General features: G+C 69.2%; 15 protein-coding genes and 2 pseudogenes. All 17 read left to right on the forward strand.

Annotated features, from left to right (window positions below; translation table 11 throughout):
• Positions 1-9: 9 nt before the first annotated feature.
• A complete protein-coding gene (locus WEF05_05185; protein MEX1101288.1) occupies positions 10-1,029 on the forward strand; it encodes a polyprenyl synthetase family protein in 1,020 nt (339 codons plus the stop codon).
• Positions 1,026-1,493 (forward strand): pyridoxamine 5'-phosphate oxidase family protein, encoded by a 468-nt coding sequence (locus WEF05_05190; protein MEX1101289.1) that lies wholly within the window; start codon positions 1,026-1,028, stop codon positions 1,491-1,493. The genes WEF05_05185 and WEF05_05190 overlap by 4 nt, the downstream gene beginning before the upstream one ends.
• 101 nt (positions 1,494-1,594) lie before the next feature.
• Positions 1,595-2,851, forward strand: coding sequence for a geranylgeranyl reductase family protein (locus tag WEF05_05195; protein MEX1101290.1), 1,257 nt, complete (start codon positions 1,595-1,597; stop codon positions 2,849-2,851).
• 33 nt (positions 2,852-2,884) lie between these two features.
• A pseudogene (locus tag WEF05_05200) lies at positions 2,885-3,241 on the forward strand (NADH-quinone oxidoreductase subunit A).
• 163 nt (positions 3,242-3,404) lie between these two features.
• Positions 3,405-3,848: pseudogene (locus WEF05_05205) on the forward strand (NADH-quinone oxidoreductase subunit B family protein).
• A gap of 23 nt (positions 3,849-3,871) precedes the next feature.
• Positions 3,872-4,372: an NADH-quinone oxidoreductase subunit C gene (locus WEF05_05210; protein ID MEX1101291.1), complete on the forward strand. Its 501-nt coding sequence runs from the start codon at positions 3,872-3,874 to the stop codon at positions 4,370-4,372.
• Positions 4,373-4,379: 7 nt separating this feature from the next.
• A complete protein-coding gene (nuoD, locus tag WEF05_05215) occupies positions 4,380-5,693 on the forward strand; it encodes an NADH dehydrogenase (quinone) subunit D (protein ID MEX1101292.1) in 1,314 nt (437 codons plus the stop codon).
• On the forward strand, positions 5,693-6,292 hold the full coding sequence (gene nuoE, locus WEF05_05220) for an NADH-quinone oxidoreductase subunit NuoE (protein ID MEX1101293.1): 600 nt from the start codon (positions 5,693-5,695) through the stop codon (positions 6,290-6,292). Before nuoD ends, nuoE begins: the two co-directional genes overlap by 1 nt.
• 29 nt (positions 6,293-6,321) lie before the next feature.
• Positions 6,322-7,590 (forward strand): NADH-quinone oxidoreductase subunit NuoF, encoded by a 1,269-nt coding sequence (gene nuoF / locus WEF05_05225; protein ID MEX1101294.1) that lies wholly within the window; start codon positions 6,322-6,324, stop codon positions 7,588-7,590.
• Complete coding sequence (locus WEF05_05230; protein MEX1101295.1) at positions 7,587-10,052, forward strand: NADH-quinone oxidoreductase subunit G; 2,466 nt, start codon at positions 7,587-7,589, stop codon at positions 10,050-10,052. The genes nuoF and WEF05_05230 overlap by 4 nt, the downstream gene beginning before the upstream one ends.
• A 2-nt stretch (positions 10,053-10,054) precedes the next feature.
• The gene (gene nuoH, locus WEF05_05235) at positions 10,055-11,182 is read left to right on the forward strand and encodes an NADH-quinone oxidoreductase subunit NuoH (protein ID MEX1101296.1); all 1,128 of its coding nucleotides are present in this window, start codon (positions 10,055-10,057) and stop codon (positions 11,180-11,182) included.
• A gap of 80 nt (positions 11,183-11,262) precedes the next feature.
• A complete protein-coding gene (gene nuoI / locus WEF05_05240; GenBank protein ID MEX1101297.1) occupies positions 11,263-11,697 on the forward strand; it encodes an NADH-quinone oxidoreductase subunit NuoI in 435 nt (144 codons plus the stop codon).
• Positions 11,697-12,314 carry an NADH-quinone oxidoreductase subunit J gene (locus tag WEF05_05245; GenBank protein MEX1101298.1) on the forward strand — a complete coding sequence of 206 codons (618 nt, stop codon included), beginning with the start codon at positions 11,697-11,699 and terminating at the stop codon, positions 12,312-12,314. The genes nuoI and WEF05_05245 overlap by 1 nt, the downstream gene beginning before the upstream one ends.
• On the forward strand, positions 12,311-12,616 hold the full coding sequence (gene nuoK / locus WEF05_05250) for an NADH-quinone oxidoreductase subunit NuoK (GenBank protein MEX1101299.1): 306 nt from the start codon (positions 12,311-12,313) through the stop codon (positions 12,614-12,616). Before WEF05_05245 ends, nuoK begins: the two co-directional genes overlap by 4 nt.
• 4 nt (positions 12,617-12,620) lie before the next feature.
• Positions 12,621-14,498: an NADH-quinone oxidoreductase subunit L gene (nuoL, locus tag WEF05_05255; GenBank protein MEX1101300.1), complete on the forward strand. Its 1,878-nt coding sequence runs from the start codon at positions 12,621-12,623 to the stop codon at positions 14,496-14,498.
• A gap of 1 nt (position 14,499) precedes the next feature.
• The gene (locus WEF05_05260; GenBank protein ID MEX1101301.1) at positions 14,500-16,128 is read left to right on the forward strand and encodes an NADH-quinone oxidoreductase subunit M; all 1,629 of its coding nucleotides are present in this window, start codon (positions 14,500-14,502) and stop codon (positions 16,126-16,128) included.
• Positions 16,125-17,594 carry an NADH-quinone oxidoreductase subunit N gene (locus WEF05_05265; GenBank protein ID MEX1101302.1) on the forward strand — a complete coding sequence of 490 codons (1,470 nt, stop codon included), beginning with the start codon at positions 16,125-16,127 and terminating at the stop codon, positions 17,592-17,594. Before WEF05_05260 ends, WEF05_05265 begins: the two co-directional genes overlap by 4 nt.
• Positions 17,595-17,612: the final 18 nt, after the last annotated feature.

A 17,612-nucleotide genomic window follows, 5' to 3' on the forward strand; every position in this document is an offset into this window, starting at 1 on the left:
TGGGACGGGATGGAGACGGCGGACCCGATCACCGTGGACGTGCCCGCCCTCGAGGCGGTTCGGCCGCAGGTCGACGCCGAGCTCGTGTCGTTCCTGGAACGGCAGCGCTCGGAGGTCGCCGCCGTGCACGAAGACGGCCGGGCCCTCGTGGACGAGCTCCTTCGCCTCGTCGGGGCCGGGGGAAAGCGGATCCGGCCGGCGCTCTGCTACTGGGGTCATCGCGCGGCCGGTGGTTCCGACGGCCACCCGATCGTGCGGGCAGCCGCGTCCCTGGAGCTGCTGCACACCTTCGCGCTCGTGCACGACGACGTGATGGACCGTTCCGACCGGCGTCGCGGGGTCGCCACGACGCACGCACGGTTCTCGGCCGCGGCCCCATCCGTTCCCGACGCCGGTCACCACGGCACGTCGATCGCGATCCTCGTCGGCGACGTGGCCGCGGTGCTCGCCGACCGGATGTTCCTCGAGGCGGGGTTCGCGCCCGAGCCGACGGCTGCCGCGAAGCAGCGCTACGACCGGATGCGGGTCGAGATGGCGGTCGGGCAGTTCCTCGACCTCTCGACCGACCGCGCCGATGTTGAGCTCGCGAGCCGGATCTCCGAGCTGAAGACCGGCAGCTACACGATCGAGGGCCCGTTGCAGATCGGAGCGCTGCTGGCCGGTGCCCCGGTGGGGCTCCTAGCGGGGCTCGCGGCGTTCGGGCGACCGCTGGGAGAGGCGTTCCAGGTTCGCGACGACCTCGCGGGCCTGCTCGAGGGAGAGGCCGACCTGGCCCAGGGCCGGCCGACCTGGATCCTCGCGCGTGCCCGCGAACGCCTGTCGACCGAGGAGATCACCGCCGTGTCGCGGGGACCGGCCGACGCGGCGGCGACCACGCTGCGAGACGCGGGGGTGCTCGACGCGGCGGCCCACCGCGCGAACGCGCTCGTCGACGATGCGATCGGGGCGTTGGACGGGGCCGGGTTGGCCGACGAGCCGGCGGACGCCCTGCGATCGATCGCGCGAGCGGTGCAGGTGCGGCCGCGATGATCCGCGATCTGTCGAGCGATCTTCCCGAGCTGCGCGCGGCGTTCAAGCACCACACCGAGGCCCGCGTCGCGACCGTCGATCCCGACGGCGGTCCCCACGTGGCGCCCGCGTGGTTCGTCTGGCGCGAGGACGCTCTTTACCTCTCGGCGCGCCGCGGGGGCCGGACCTGGCTGAACACCGAGCTCGATCCCCGGCTGAGCGTGATCCTCGACAGCGGCCGCGACTGGACGGACCTGTCGGGGGTGATCCTCGAGGGCCGGGCGGACCTGCTGCTCGCCTCCGACGAGCCGATGCGGACCCCGATCAGCGACTGGCACCAGAAGTACCGAATGCTGCTGTCCGGTGACGGCTTCGAGCAGCTGACCCGCTCGATCCCCGACCTCGGATTCCTGCGGCTGGATCCGACCCACATCGAGTCCTGGGACCACCGCGCTCCCGGCGACGACGGTCCATCAGCGGCATGAGCGTTTGCCCACTCCCACGCACCGTCGTAGCCTTTGTGAAGCGGTTCACGAGCGGGTAGCATGCCGCTTGTGAAGTTTTTCACAAGCCCCACGGAGGCCCTGTGACCACGTCGAACGGCGCGATCGACACCGACGTCCTCGTGGTCGGCGCCGGTCCGGGCGGTGCCGCCGCGGCCTACCACCTCGCGCGGCACGGGATCGACGTCACGATCGTCGACAAGGCGACATTCCCGCGGGAGAAGGTCTGTGGCGACGGGCTCACCCCACGCGCCGTGAAGCAGGTCGAGCGGATGGGCGTCGACACGACCGATCCGATCTTCGAACGCGTCGAGGGTCTGCGCGTGTACTCGCGCCGTGTCACCCTCGAGCTCGCGTGGCCCAAGCTTGAGGACTTCCCCGACTACGCGCTCGTCGCGACCCGATCGGACTTCGACGCGTTGCTCGCTCGCCGGGCGGAGAAGGCCGGTGCCCGATTGCTCGAGGCCACCGAGGCCGTGTCGCCGATCGTACGCGACGGCTGGGTCACCGGCGCGATGGTCCGCCCGAGCGAGGACCGCGACGCCGAGCCGACCGAGATCCGCGCGAAGATCGTGTTTGCCGCCGACGGTGCGTCGAGCCGGTTCGCCGGACAGGCCGGTGTGAAGCGCGACGCGTCCCGTCCGCTGGGGATCGCCGCGCGCCGCTACTACCGCACCGACCGCCACCCCGGTCCCTGGTTCGAGTCGTGGCTGGACCTGTGGGAGGGCGACGAGCTGCTGCCCGGCTACGGGTGGCTGTTCCCGGTCGCCGACGGGACGCTGAACCTCGGCGCGGGACTGTTGAACACCTTCAAGAACTTCAAGGACGTCTCCGCGCAGCGCCTGTTCGACGCGTTCATCTCGATGATGCCTGCGGACTGGAACATCGGCGAGGCGAGCGCGGAGGGACGGATCCTGTCGGGGCCGCTTCCGATGGGCATGAACCGCGCTCCGCTCGCGGTGCCCGGCCTGCTCCTGATCGGGGACGCCGCCGGCGTCGTCAGCCCGTTCAACGGTGAGGGGATCTCCTACGCGATGGAGACGGGCGAGGTCGCGGCCGAGCTCGCGAACGACGCGCTCGTCAGCGGGAGGATGGGCCGCGCGATGCTGTACCCGACCGTGCTCCGCGAGCTGTACGGGAGCTACTTCACCCTGGGTCGTGCGTTCGCGAAGGCGATCGGCGATCCCCGGATCATGCAGGCCTCGACCCGGCTGATGCTGCCCAACCGAGCGGTGATGCGCTTCGCGATGCGCGTGCTCGCCAACCTGACCGACGGGAAGGACGGCGACGCACAGGACAAGCTGATCTACGTGGTGGAACGACTCGCTCCGGCTTCGTGACGACGATGCGCGACGACATGAGGGGGTGTGCCCGTGCTCGGTGACTACCTGCCGATCGTGATCCTCCTCGCGATCGCGACCGCGTTCGTCACGCTCTCCCTGGTCGCGTCGACGCTGATCGCCCCGAGCCGTCCGACGCCCGCCAAGCTCGACGCGTACGAGTGCGGGATCGAGCCGATCCGGCTGCCGCGCAGCGAGCGCTACGCGGTGAAGTTCTACGTGATCGCGATGCTGTTCATCATCTTCGACATCGAGACGATCTTCCTGTTCCCCTGGGCCGTGGCGTTCCGGCAGCTCGGACTCTTCGGACTGATCGAGATGGGCGTGTTCCTCCTGCTCGTGTTCGTCGCGTACGCCTATGTGTGGCGCAGCGGCGGACTCGACTGGGAGGGCGCCGACCGCGGCCTGCGTCCCGCGATCGCCGCCGCCCGCGAGGCCTCGGCCGCGCGACGCGATGCGGCCCGCCGCGAGGAAGAGGAGGTGTCGACCGGTGCCCGTTGAGCGGATCGAAGGGATCGAGCTCGGAGACCGGGGCGAGAAGACCCCCGAGCAGATCGAGGAGGAGGTCCGCCGCGGCGTCCTGCTGACCACCCTCGACAAGGCCGTCGGCTGGTCGCGCAAGCAGTCGATGTGGCCCGCGACGTTCGGGCTCGCCTGCTGCGCGATCGAGATGATGACGACCGGCGCCGCGAACTACGACCTGTCGCGCTGGGGGATGGAGATCTTCCGCGCGAGTCCCCGGCAGGCCGATCTGTTGATCGTCTCCGGCCGCGTCTCGCAGAAGATGGCGCCGGTGCTGCGGCGGATCTACGACCAGATGGCCGAGCCGAAGTGGGTCCTGTCGATGGGGGTCTGCGCGTCGGCGGGCGGCATGTTCACGAACTACGCCGTCGTCCAAGGAGTCGACACGATCGTTCCGGTCGACATGTACGTGCCCGGCTGCCCCCCGAAGCCGGAGATGCTGATGTACGGGATCCTCCGCCTGCAGGAGAAGGTGCGGAAGGAGACGCGCGCGCTGTGATGCCGGACGAGCTGGCGCATCGGGTGGCGACGCGTTACCCGGACGTGCTCACCGCGCGGGGCGAGACGACGGTGATCCTCGATCGTGGTCTGCTGCTCGACGCGCTCGTGTGGCTGCGGGACGAGCCCGACCTCGGGTTCGACTCCCTCTCGTGCCTGACCGCCACCGACTGGCCGGAGCAGCAGCTGCGGTTCTGGGTCGCCTACGAGCTCTACTCGCTCACCCATCGCCACCGGCTGCGCGTGAAAGTCGGTGTCGCCGAGAACGACGCGCGGGTGCCGACCGTGACGTTCCTGTTCCCGACCGCGAACTGGCACGAGCGCGAGACCTACGACTTCTTCGGCATCGTGTTCGTCGGTCACCCCGCGCTCGAACGGATCCTGATGCCCGAGGGATGGGAAGGTCACCCGCTGCGCAAGGACTACGGCCTCGGCGGCGTGAACACCCAGTACACCGACGGCAAGTTCATCCCGCCGATCGACGAGCGGCTGGGGTGGTGATGCCCTGATGGCGGCGACCCGCGATCCCGGCGCCCGCGAGGCCACGCAGGCCGAACCCGCGCGCGACGAGCAGGCGGCACAGCTCGCCTCGGCCGGTGAGGAGCTCCGCCAGGAAACGATGATCATCAACATGGGGCCGCAGCACCCCTCGACCCACGGCGTGCTGCGGCTGCTCCTCGAGCTCGACGGCGAGACCGTCGTGTCGTGCAAGCCGATCGTCGGCTACCTACACACGGGGATCGAGAAGAACACCGAACCGCGCACCTGGGTGCAGGGCATCACCTACATCACACGCGCGGACTACCTCGCGCCGTTCCACAACGAGCTCGCGTACTGCCTCGCCGTCGAGCGTCTGATGGGGATCGAGGCGCCGCCGCGCGCGCAGACGATCCGCCTGATCCTCAACGAGCTGAACCGGATCGCATCGCACCTGGTCTGGGTCGCGACCGGCAGCCTGGAGCTGGGGGCGAGCGGCATGATGGTGTTCGGGTTCCGCGAGCGGGAGATGATCCTGTCGCTGTTCGAGCAGATCACCGGGTTGCGGATGAACCACGCCTACATCCGGATCGGCGGGCTCGTGATGGACCTTCCGGGCGATGCGGTGAAGCAGATCCGCGCGTTCATGGTCACGATGTCCGAACGGCTCGACGAGTACGACACGATCCTGCGCCGCAACCCGATCTGGATCGAGCGCAACCAGGGCGTCGGCATCCTCACCGCCGAGCGCGCCCTCGAGCTCGGCGTGACCGGTCCCGCCCTGCGCGCCTCGGGCATCGCGAGAGATGTGCGCAAGGATGAGCCGTATCTGGGCTATGAGACCTACGACTTCGAGGTGCCCGTGCGCGAAGACGCCGACTGCTACGCGCGCTACGAGGTCCGGATGGCCGAGATGCGTCAGTCCATGCAGCTGGTCGAGCAGGCGCTGCAGCGCCTCGAGCCCGGTCCGGTGATGAACGAGGACCCGAAGGTCGGCTGGCCCGCCGAGCTCGAGGTCGGCCCCGACGGCATCGGGAACTCGGAATCGTACGTGCGTCACATCATGGAGGAGTCGATGGAGGCGCTGATCCACCACTTCAAGATGGTGACCGAGGGCGTGTCGGTTCCGGCCGGCGAGGTCTATCAGGTGGTGGAGTCGCCCCGGGGCGAGCTGGGGTACTACGTCGTCTCGGACGGCGAGCACCGTCCGTACCGCGTGAAGATCCGCGATCCCTCGTTCGTGAACCTCCAGGCCGTGCCCGACATGATCGAGGGCGGCCTGGTCGCGGACACGATCGCGGCGATCGCGAGCCTGGACCCGGTGATGGGCGGGGTGGACCGCTGATGGCGGTGCTCGACGAGGAGCGGCGCGCGGAGGCGCGCGATATCGTCGCGCGGTTCCCCGAGGGGGGCGAGCGCTCGGCGATGCTCCCGCTGCTCTACCTCGCGCAGTCGGTCGAGGGACACGTGTCGCGCGAGGGGCTCCGCGAGGTCGCCGAGATCCTGGGCATCAGGACCGCCGAGGTGGAGGCGGTCGCGACCTTCTACACGATGCTCCGCATGCGGGAGACCGGGCGCCACGTCGTGTCGGTCTGCACGAACGTCGCGTGCGCCCTTCGCGGTGCGAACGAGGTCTACGCGGCGTGCGTCGACGAAGCGGGTCCCGGAGCGCACGAGGTCACCGACGACGGCCTTCTCACCGTCCACGAGGAGGAGTGCCTCGGGGTGTGCGACTTCGCCCCGGTCCTCCAGATCAACTCCGGGAACCACGACCGGGTCGCGCCCGAGGCCGCGCGGGAGCTGATCCGGTCGTTGCGTGCGGGAACGGTCCCGGACGCGGCCCGCGGATCGATCGCGCCCCGGAGTTTCCGCGACGCGTCGCGCGTCCTCGCAGGACTGGGGCCGATGCCCGACGGGTCCGCCAGCAGCGAGGTGCCCGCGTGAGTCACGGCGAACCGCGCGTGCTGACGGCGATGTGGGACGACCCCGAGGCCGTCGGGATCGACGGCTACCTCGCGCGAGGCGGATACGAAGGTCTGCGTAAGGCCGTCACGATGCGACCCGACGAGCTGATCGATCTCGTGAAGGCCGCGAGCCTTCGCGGCCGGGGCGGGGCGGGGTTCCCGACCGGCGTGAAGTGGTCGTTCGTTCCCCAGGACACCGGCAAGCCCACCTACCTCGTCTGCAACTTCGACGAGTCCGAGCCCGGAACCTGCAACAACCGCGAGATCGTCGAGCGCACCCCGCACCTGCTCGTCGAGGGGGTCGTGATCGCCGCCCGCGCGATCGGGTGCTCCCACGCGTTCATCTACACGCGCGGGGAGTATCTGTGGCAGGCGACGCTGTTGGAACGCGCGGTGCGGGAGGCCCGCGAGCGGGGGTTCGTCGGCGCGAACGTCCTCGACTCGGGGATGGACGTCGAGGTCACGGTGTTCCGCGGAGCCGGCGCCTACATCTGCGGCGAGGAGACCGCGCTGCTGAACTCCCTCGAAGGATTGCGAGGCCAGCCGCGGCTGCGTCCCCCGTTCCCAGCGGTGGAGGGGTTGTACGCGTCCCCGACCGCCGTGAACAACGTCGAGACACTCGCGAATGTCCCGATGATCGTGTCGAACGGCGCGGAGTGGTTCACCGGCATCGGCACCGAGAAGTCGCCGGGAACGAAGCTGTTCACCGTCTCGGGCAAGGTCGAGCGGCCCGGGAACTACGAATTCCCGATGGGAATCCCGTTCCGCGAGGTGCTCGATGCCGCGGGCGGCGTGCTCGGCGGACGCAGGTTGAAGGCCTGGACCCCCGGTGGTTCGTCCACGCCGTTCCTCACCGACGAGCACCTCGATGTCGGGCTGGACTTCGAGTCGATCGCCGAGGCGGGGTCGCTGCTCGGGACCGGCGCGCTCCAGGTGCTCGACGAGACCGATTGCGTCGTCGAGGCGACCCGCCGGTGGATGGAGTTCTACGCCCACGAGTCGTGCGGCAAGTGCACGCCGTGTCGCGAGGGAACCTGGTGGATGGAGCGCGTCCTCGGGCGCGTCGAGCAGGGGTTCGGCACCGAGGCCGACATCCCGGTGATGGCCGACGCCGGCTCGAAGATCCTGTTCCGCTCGTTCTGCGCCCTCGCCGACGGCGCCGTCTCACCGCTGGAGTCCTCGCTCAAGTACTTCCGCGACGAGTACGAGGCCCACATCGCCGGCGGAGGGTGCCCGGCGAGGCAGGGCGCCGCGAGAGCGGAGGTGGGAGTCGAGTGACCGCATCGGAGTCGGCCGACGACGTCACCCTCGAGGTCGACGGCAAGCAGGTCACGGTCCCGAAGGGAACGCTGATCATCCGCGCCGCCGAGCAGCTCGGGATCGAGATCCCTCGCTTCTGCGACCACCCGCTGCTCGAACCGGTGGGCGCGTGCCGCCAGTGCTACGTCGAGGTCGAGGGTCAGCGCAAGCTGCTCACGAGCTGCACGACCCCCGTCGCCCCCGGGATGGAGGTCCGCACCCAGTATGCGAGCGAGCAGGTCCGGGAGGCGCAGGAGGCGACGCTGGAGTTCCTACTGCTGAACCATCCCCTCGACTGCCCGGTCTGCGACCGAGGCGGCGAGTGCCCCCTGCAGGACCAGACGATGAAGTACGGACCGGGCGAGAGCCGCTACGTCGAGGCCAAGCGCACGTTCCCCAAGCCCGTGCCCCTGTCCCCGCTCGTCGCGCTCGACCGCGAGCGGTGCGTCCTGTGCGCCCGGTGCACGCGCTTCTGCGACGAGATCAGCGGCGACCGGTTCATCGAGCTGTTCGATCGCGGCGCGCAGCAGCAGGTCTCGATCGCCGGCGGCGAGGACTTCGACAGCCCGTTCTCGGGGAACACGATCCAGATCTGCCCGGTCGGCGCCCTGACCGCGACGAGCTACCGGTTCGTCGCCCGGCCCTACGACCTCTCGCACACCGACACCGTGTGCGATCACTGCTCGGCCGGCTGCAACATCCGGGTCGACCTGCGTCGTGGGGAGATGGTCCGGGTGCTCGCGCGCGACAACCTCGAGGTGAACGACGCGTGGATCTGCGACAAGGGCCGGTTCGCCTTCCGGGCGGCCGACGCCGAGGACCGCGTCACGGTACCGATGATCCGAGACCACGGCCTCGAGCCGGCCTCGTTCGACGAGATCTTCGAGGCGATCGCCGATTGGACCCGCGGTGCGCGCGTGGCGTTCCTCACCGGGGGACGGCTGACCGACGAGAGCGCCTACGCGTTGTCGAAGCTCGCGCGAACCGTGTTCGCTACCGACGACGTCGACCATCGCCGGACCGGCGGCACCAGCGGCGAGGTCGATCGGTTCAGTGCGACGCCGGGTGGCTTCCACGTCACCTACCGCGACGTCGAGCAGGCGAAGGTGATCCTTCTCGCCGGCCTCGACGCCGAGCAGGAGGTTCCGATCCTGCACCTACGGATCCGCAAGGCGGCGCGCCGGGGTGCCAAGGTGTTCGTGCTGCACCCGCGCCGGACCCGCCTGCACGACGTGGCCGAGCACCTGCTCGTGGCGCCCGGTCAGGAGGGTGTCCGGCTGCGCGCGATCGCCGAGGCGCTGCGCACAGACCCCTCGAGCGACCCGGTGGCCGCTGCCCTCGCCGCGGCGGGGGAGGAGGCCGTCGTGCTCGCCGGTCCGCGACTGGCCGATGCCCCGGGCGCCGCCGCCGAGGCCGCGTCGCTCGCGATGGCGGCAGAGATCGGGTTCGCGAACATCTCGCGGCGCGCGAACGACCATGGCGCGCTGCGCGCCGGACTTGCTCCCGGCCTGTACCCGGGCGGTCGGACCTCGGAGGAGATCGCCGAGCTGTGGGGCACGACCCCGCCGACGTCGGGCCGTTCGACCCGGGAGATCCTCGAGGCGTGCGATCGCCACGAGGTCGATGTGCTGTTCCTGATCGGGATCGATCCCCTGCGCGACCTCCCCGACGCGGCGCTCGCCGAGCGCGCGATCGGCAACGTACGGCACAAGGTCGTCCAGGACCTGTCGCCCGGGTCGCTCGCGAACTACGCGGACGCGTTCTTGCCGGTGGCCGCATCGATCGAGACCGACGGGCACCGCACCACCTGGGAGGGACGCGGGCAGCGGTTGCGTCCGGTACGGGACCCCGAGGGCAACGCGCAACAGGACTGGGAGATCTTCGCGCGGCTCGCTCGCGCGGTCGGCGGCGACCTGGGTTTCTCGACGCTCGACGAACTGCGCGTCGAGCTGGGCCGCGCGCTCGCCCCGCGTGAGGTCCGGCCGTTCGACTTCGCGGCCGACGCGGCCGACGCGGAGAGCAACCCGTCCGGTCCCCCAGCGCCGGAAGCTCTCATCCTGTTCACCTACTCGCTGCTCGTCGACGAGGGCCGGCTCAGCGAGGGAGCCACCGAGCTCAAGTCCGCCCAGGAACGGGCCCCGTTCGTCGAGGTCCACGCCGACGACGCGGCCCGCCTCGACATCACCGACGGCGCGAGCGTGACCGTGACCACCGACGCCGGCGTTGCCACGTTGCCCGCGAGTGTGACCGACGCGATCGCTCTCGGCACCGTGTTCGTCCCCTACAACCAGCCGGGGTTCGCCGCCAACACCCTGCTCTCTGGCGCCTTCACGGCCGGGGCGACGTTGACATCGGCCGACGCGGGGGTTGCGGATCTGGACTCCGCGCCGGACGCGATCGGCGCGACGCCCGCGGCAGCGGCGACGGGAGGTGAGGGGTAGCGATGGACTGGCTCGACTGGATCCTGCTCGTCGCGCGCGTCCTGATCGTGTTCGTCGCCCTGTTGCTGATCCTGTTGATCGAGATCTGGTTCGAGCGCAAGTGGATCGCAGATCTGCAGACCCGCAAGGGACCGATGCGCGCGGGACCGCGCGGGATCCTGATCACCCTCGCCGACGGTCTCAAGGTCTTCTTCAAGGAGGGCATCACCCCGACGAACGCGGAGATGCCGCTGTTCGTGTTCGCGCCCGCGCTGGCGGTGATCCCCGCGTTCCTCACCTTCGCGGTGATCCCGTTCGGACCGACGATCGAGGTCTTCGGGCGCGAGGTCCCGATGCAGGTGGCCGACCTCAACATCGGCGTCCTGTGGCTGGCGGCGACGGCCTCGATCGGTGTGTACGCGATCGTGCTCGCCGGGTGGTCGTCGGGGTCGAACTACCCGCTGCTCGGCGGGGTGCGGGCGTCGGCGCAGATGATCTCCTACGAGGTCGGCATGAGCCTGGCGTTCGTAGCGGTCGTGATGTATTCGGGCACGCTGTCGCTGAACGAGGTCGTCGCGTCGCAAGACCGGATCTGGAACGTGATCCCGCAGCTCCCGGCGTTCCTGATCTACTTCGTGTGCGCGCTGGCCGAGACGAATCGCCCTCCGTTCGACCTCGCAGAGGCGGAGTCCGAGCTCGTCGCCGGGTTCCAGACCGAGTACTCGGGGATGCGGTTCGCGATGTTCTACCTCGCCGAGTACCTCAACGCGTTCACCGTATGCGCGATCGCGACGACGCTGTTCCTCGGCGGGTGGCGCGGGCCCGCGCCGGACTTCCTGACGCCGCTGTGGCCGGTGCTGTGGTTCCTCGCGAAGGTGTTCGCGCTCTTTTACGTGATGGTGTGGATCCGCGGGACCCTGCCGCGCGTGCGCTACGACCGGCTCATGAACTTCGGCTGGAAGGTGCTGATCCCGCTCGGGCTCGTGTGGGTGATGCTGACCGGAGCGGTCGTCGTGCTTCCGGAGGAGTTCGATCTGCGGCGCGGGAACATCCTGACGATCGCGGCGATCGCCGCGGCGGTGATCATCGTGCTGTCCCTGGTGTGGCCGGCGCGCGAGGACAGGACCTCCGAGGAGGTGGGACGTCGATGAGTGACGAAGAGGGCGTGGGTCCGCGGACCGAACCCGACCGGCAGACGTTCTTCGAGGCGATCGGCGCGGTCGCGCGCGGCATGGGTACCGTGCTGCGCCAGACGTGGCGCGCCGATGTCACCGAGGAGTACCCGAAGAAGGTCAACACCCCGCCCGAGCGCTCCCACATCGGGCGGCACCTGCTGAACAAGCACGAGAACGGTCTCGAGAAGTGCATCGGGTGTGAGCTGTGCGCCTACGCGTGCCCGGCAGACGCGATCTGGGTCGAGGGGGCCGACAACGACCCCGAGGATCCGGTCTCTCCGGGCGAGCGGTACGCGAAGGACTACGAGATCAACTACCTGCGCTGCATCATGTGCGGGCTCTGCGTCGAGGCGTGTCCGACCCGGGCGCTGACGCTGACCTCCGGTTACGAGATGGCGTTCGACTCGCGCGAGGACGCGATCCTGACGAAGGACAAGCTGCTCGAGCCCCCGCTCCCGCTCGGCACGGCGCAGGGAACGCAGGAGGGCTAGTGAACGAGCTGATCGTGTTCTGGATCTTCGCGCCCGTCGCAGTCGGGTCGGCGATCGCGATGCTGCTGCAGCGCAATGCCGTCCATGCCGCGCTGCTGCTCGTCCTCAACTTCTTCTGCATCGCGGTCTTCTACCTGCTGCTCGGCGCGGAGTTCCTGTTCGCGGTGCAGATCATCGTGTACGCGGGCGCGATCATGGTGCTGTTCCTGTTCGTGCTGATGCTGCTCGGGGTCGACCGGGAGCTGTCGTTGCGCGAGCGGCTCGTCGGTCAGCGCCCTGCCGCCGTCATCGTCGGGCTGGGGATCGTGCTCGAGCTGTTCTTCGCGGTCCGGGCCGGCGTCGGGTTCGCGGACAAGGGTCCCGAGGCGTTCGCCGAGACGGTGAACCGCGGCGGCAATGCCGAGGCGGTCGCGCGGGTGCTGTTCAAGGACTACTTCCTGCCGTTCGAGATCACCTCCGTGCTGCTGATCGTCGCCGCGATCGCGGCGATGGTGCTCGCCCAGCGCCGCGATCGAGTCCGCGACGCCCGCGTCCCGGACCTCGACGCGATCTCCGGTGAGGACACGACGCCCGGCGCGGTGTCGGAACCGGTCGCCACCGACGGGGTGGCGCCGTGAGAACGCCGATCGCCTGGTACCTCGTTCTGAGCGGGATCCTGTTCGCGCTCGGGACCCTCGGCGTGCTGCTGCGCCGCAACGCGCTGCTGATCTTCATGTCGGTCGAGCTCCAGCTGAACGCCGTCAACCTCTCGCTGGTCGCGTTCTCGCGTATGCACGGCGAGCTCGACGGACAGGTGCTCGCGTTCTTCTCGATGGTGGTCGCCGCCGCCGAGGTCGTGGTCGGCCTGGCGATCATCGTGGCGCTGTTCCGCCGCCGCCGGTCGGTGGACGTCGACGACGCGAGGTTGTTGCGGGGATGAGCCCGTGCTGAGCTCCGTCTGGCTGATCCCGGTGTTGCCGCTGGCGGCCGCGGTGATCAACCTGCTGCTGGGCAAGCGCCTCGGGCGGTTCGCCGGCCTGTTGGCGAGCGGCGTGATGCTGGCGGCGTTCGCGCTCGGACTCGGGATCTTGTTCGACCTGCTGTCGCTGCCCGGCGAGGAGCGCCTGCACATCGTCCGGGGATGGGAGTGGATCGCGTCCGGCAGCTTCGAGGTCGGCGTCGACCTCCGTGTCGACCCGCTCGCGGTCACGATGCTGCTCGTGATCACCGGGGTCGGGTCGTTGATCCACATCTACTCGATCGGATACATGGCCCACGATCCGCGCGGGTCGCGCTTCTTCGCGTACATGAACCTGTTCGTCTTCTTCATGCTGATGCTCGTGCTGGCGGAGAACTTCCTGCTCCTGTACCTCGGGTGGGAGGGCGTCGGGCTCTGCTCGTACCTGCTGATCGGCTTCTGGTTCGACAAGACCGATGCCGCGAACGCCGCGAAGAAGGCGTTCATCACGACGCGGATCGGCGACGTCGCCCTGCTGCTGGGGATCGTCCTGGTCTGGGTGCACTTCGGGTCGCTGGACTTCTCGGTGGTCTTCGAGCAGGGCGGAGCTGCCGCTCGTCTCACGACCGGCGCCGCCACCGCGATCGCCCTGTTGCTGCTCGGCGGAGCGATCGGGAAGTCGGCGCAGGTTCCGCTGCACGTCTGGTTGCCCGACGCGATGGAGGGACCGACGCCCGTCTCGGCCCTGATCCACGCCGCCACGATGGTCACCGCGGGCGTTTACCTCGTCGTGCGCTCTCACACGATCTTCGAGACGAGCGGAACCGCGCTGACGGTGACGATGGTCGTGGGCCTCGTCTCCGCGATCTACGCGGGGTTCGCGTCGATCGGACAGTACGACCTGAAGCGCGCGCTCGCGTACTCGACGATGAGCCAGCTCGGGTTCATGTTCTTCGCCGCGGGGATGGGCTTCTACGGCGGCGCGATGCTGCTGCTCGTGTGCCACGCCTTCTACAAGGCGCTGCTGTTCCTGTCGGCCGGCTCGGTGTTGCACGGGCTGAACGACGAGACGGACATGCGGAAGATGGGCGGATTGCGCGCCGAGATGCCCGTGACCTCGACGATGTTCATCATCGGAGCGTTCGCGCTGTCGGGGCTGCCGCCGCTGGCGGGTTTCTTCGCCAAGGACCACATCGTGAACTTCGCCTCGAGCAGCGGTCGCACGTGGGCCTACGTGCTCGCGAGCGGCGGAGCGTTCCTTTCGGCGCTCTACATCTTCCGACCGGTGTTCATCGCGTTCCTCGGCTCGAAGCGGTACGAGGGGCATGCGCACGAGTCGCCGCCGGTGATGACCGCGCCGTTGGGGATCCTGGCGATCGGCGCGATCTTCGGTGGGGTCCTCGGGCTCTCGGCTGAGAACGGTCTTCTCGAGCGGTTCCTCGAACCGGTGATCGGCCACCCCGCGTCGGCGCACCTGGGCCCGCCGGAGTCGACCCTGATCGCGATCTCGGTCGCGCTCGTCCTGCTCGCGCTGGGACTCGCCTGGTACCTGTGGAGCTCAGGTCGCTACGACTGGCTGTCGTTCCCGCAGCGGCAGCCGTTCAGCGCCGAGGCGCTCCGCACCGGCTTCTTCGTGAACCCCGGCTACGCCTGGGCGGTCGAGCACTGGGGCAAGGGCGGCGCCCGCGCGCTCGCCTGGTTCGACACGCAGGTGATCGACGGCGCTGTGAACGGCGTCGGAGCGATCGCCCGGCGCGCCTCGCGGATCTCCCCGATCTGGGAGGGCGGCCTGGTCCGCGTGTACGCGGCGTCGTTCGCGATCGGCGCGGTGGCGATCCTGTTCGTGCTGGGACTCAGGAGCTGACGTGGACTTCCCGTGGCTGACGCTCGTGATCTTCCTCCCCCTCCTGGGAGTGCCGGTGCTGCTGGTGGCCAAGGGGATCGACGATCGTTCGGCGCGGGGGATCGGCGTCGCCGTCACGGTGCTCACCCTGCTCGCCTCGATCGGGATGCTCGTGCAGTTCGACACGGTGGCCGCGGGCAACCAGCTCGTGGACCGAGCCGTCTGGGTCGAGTCGCTCGGACTGCAGTACTTCGTCGGGGTCGACGGGATCAGCGTCTGGCTCGTGATGCTGACGACGTTCATGATGCCTGTCGCGATCTTCCTGTCGGGTGGCATCACCAAGCAGGTGCGCCTGTACATCGCGGCGTCGTTGGTGCTCGAGACCGCCGTGCTCGGCGCGTTCCTCTCGCTGGACCTGCTGCTGTTCTTTGTCTTCTTCGAGGCGCTGCTCGTCCCGATGTTCCTGTTGATCGGCGTGTGGGGCAGCACGCGGCGGATCTACGCGGCTGTGAAGTTCTTCCTGTACACGATGGCAGGCTCGGCGTTCCTGCTCGTCGGGATCTTCGTGCTGTACGTGCTGTCGGGGGACGAGCTCGGGCGCGCGACGTTCGACCTGACGCAGCTCCAGCAGCTGGATCTGCCGCCCGGCACGGCGCGCTGGTTGTTCGTGGCGTTCTTCGTCGCGTTCGCGGTGAAGGCGCCTCTGTTCCCTGTGCATACGTGGCTGCCGGACGCGCACACCGAAGCTCCGACGAAGGGCTCGGTCGTCCTGGCCGCGCTGCTGCTGAAGACCGGGACCTACGGCATGATCCGCTTCAACCTGACGCTGTTCCCCGAGGCGTCGAGCTACTTCGCCGACGTGATCGCGGTCCTCGCGGTGATCGGGATCATCTACGGGGCGATCGTCGCGGCGATGCAGACCGACCTCAAGCGCCTGATCGCCTACTCATCGGTCTCGCACATCGGTTTCGTCGTCCTGGGGATCTTCGCGCTGACCGAGCAGGGGATGAGCGGCAGCGTGCTCCAGATGGTGAACCACGGGCTGTCGACGGGCCTGCTGTTCATCTGCGTGGGGCTGCTCTACGACCGGACGCACACGCGTGAGATGTCGGAGATGGGCGGGCTCGCCACGACGATGCCGCTGCTCGCGGCGATGTTCCTGCTGGCCACGCTGTCGTCGATCGGTCTGCCTGGCCTGAACAACTTCGTCGGGGAGTTCCTCGTGATCCTCGGGACGTTCAGCGTGCACGAGGTGCTCGGGGCGTTCGCCGCGCTCGGGGTGATCCTCGGAGCGATCTACATGCTGTGGGCCTACCAACGCACCTGGCAGGGAGCCGAGAAGCCGGCGTGGGCGCATCTGCCCGACATCGGTCGCTGGGAGGCCGCGGCGATGGGCCTGGTTGTCGTGGTGATGATCGCGATCGGTGTGTACCCGAAGCTGCTCCTCGATCGGGTGAACCCCGCTACCGACCGCGTGGTCGCCCGGGTCGTGTGCGCGGATGCGACCACGTTCGGAACCGATGGGAGTCAGGTGCTCGCCGCCCCCCCGGAAGCAGAGGCGCCTGCGGTCGAGGGCGGAGAAGATCCGGGGCGGGCCAACTGTGACGAGGCCTTCGCACCCGGCCAGACCACCGAGGAGGGAACGCCGTGAACCCGGACGCGCCGCTCCCCACGCCGCCGCTGGACTTCCTGCCCCTGCTGCCCGAGCTGATCCTGCTCGGGTTCGGCGTGATCGCGTTGATCGCCGGGACGTTCGTCCGAAAGCGCTCGCACACCGCGCAGCTCCCGCTGATGCTGCTCACCCTCGCGGGATTCACGACGTCGGCGGCCGCCTCGATCCTGCTCTGGAACCGGGAGGGTGACGCGACCGTGCTCGGCGGGATGATCGGCACCGACCGCTTCAGCGTGGCCGGTCGTCTGATCATCCTCGCCATCGGCGCGCTCGGGGCGGTGCTGGCGTTCCATTACTTCTCGCGCACGCAGGACCCTCGGGCGGAGTTCTGGGCGCTGCTGCTGTTCTCGGTGCTCGGGATGACCCTGATCGTCGCGGCCGCCGACCTGATCGTGGTCTTCCTCGCGCTCGAGATCCTGTCGTTGTCGCTGTACGTGATGACGGCATTCGGCTGGCAGGTCGGCTCGACCGAGGCGGCGATGAAGTACTTCCTGCTCGGCGCGTTCTCGTCGGCGTTCTTCCTGTTCGGGGTGTCGTTCGCCTACGGCGCGTCGGGGAGCACGAACATCGGTGAGCTCGCGCTGTCGCTCACCGATCCCGGCAGCCAGGCGCTCGCGCTCGTGGCCGCCGGGTTCCTGCTGATCGGCTTCGGCTTCAAGGTCTCGCTCGTGCCGTTCCATATGTGGACGCCGGACGTCTATCAGGGCGCGCCCACCTCGGTCACCGCCTTCATGGCGGCGGGAACGAAGGGCGCGGCGTTCCTCGCCCTGACGCGCGTGTTCACGGTCGCGTTCCAGCCGCTCACCTGGGACTGGCGGCCGGTGATCGTGGCGGTCGCGGTGGTCAGCATGGTGGGGGGGTCGATCCTCGCGATCGCGCAGACCGACGTGAAGCGGATGCTTGCCTACTCGAGCGTCGCGCACGCCGGATTCATCCTCACGGGGCTCACGTCGGCCGACCAGGTGGGGATCGAGGCGGTCCTGTACTACCTCGTGGCCTACGCCGTGTCGGTGATCGGTGCGTTCGGCGTCGTGATGCTCGCGTCCGGCAACGCCCTCGAGCGCTCCTCCTACGCCTCGTTCCGCGGGCTCGCGAAGCGCAGTCCCGTGCTCGCCGGATTGCTGACCCTGTTCCTGCTCTCGCTCTCGGGGATCCCGCCCACGGTCGGGTTCGTCGGCAAGGTGGGCGTGTTCTCCGCCGCGGTGGGTGCCGGCTACTGGTGGCTCGCGATGATCGGTGTGCTCGCGAGCGCGATCGCCGCCTTCTTCTACCTACGGGTGGTCGTGATGATGTACATGCAGGAGCCCGAGGGAGACGCCGTCGCGGACGACGCCGCGTTGCCGCGCTGGACCCTCGCCGTGCCCGCCGTGCTCACCCTCGTGCTCGGCGTGTTCCCGGGTCTGATCCTCGGCCTGCTCGAGGAGGCGTCGATCCTCCGATGGTGACCCCACTCGCGGCGGGAC

The organism is Actinomycetota bacterium, assembly GCA_040881665.1.
Classification (GTDB): Bacteria; Actinomycetota; UBA4738; order UBA4738; family HRBIN12; genus JBBDWR01.

Bases quoted from the DNA above. Each gene is read 5' to 3' on its own strand.
- WEF05_05185 (MEX1101288.1), top strand. From the start codon at position 10: ATGGAGACGGCGGACCCGATCACCGTGGACGTGCCCGCCCTCGAGGCG.
- WEF05_05190 (MEX1101289.1), top strand. From the start codon at position 1,026: ATGATCCGCGATCTGTCGAGCGATCTTCCCGAGCTGCGCGCGGCGTTC.
- WEF05_05210 (MEX1101291.1), top strand. From the start codon at position 3,872: ATGCCGGACGAGCTGGCGCATCGGGTGGCGACGCGTTACCCGGACGTG.
- nuoD (MEX1101292.1), top strand. From the start codon at position 4,380: ATGGCGGCGACCCGCGATCCCGGCGCCCGCGAGGCCACGCAGGCCGAA.
- nuoE (MEX1101293.1), top strand. From the start codon at position 5,693: ATGGCGGTGCTCGACGAGGAGCGGCGCGCGGAGGCGCGCGATATCGTC.
- nuoF (MEX1101294.1), top strand. From the start codon at position 6,322: ATGTGGGACGACCCCGAGGCCGTCGGGATCGACGGCTACCTCGCGCGA.
- nuoH (MEX1101296.1), top strand. From the start codon at position 10,055: ATGGACTGGCTCGACTGGATCCTGCTCGTCGCGCGCGTCCTGATCGTG.
- nuoI (MEX1101297.1), top strand. From the start codon at position 11,263: ATGGGTACCGTGCTGCGCCAGACGTGGCGCGCCGATGTCACCGAGGAG.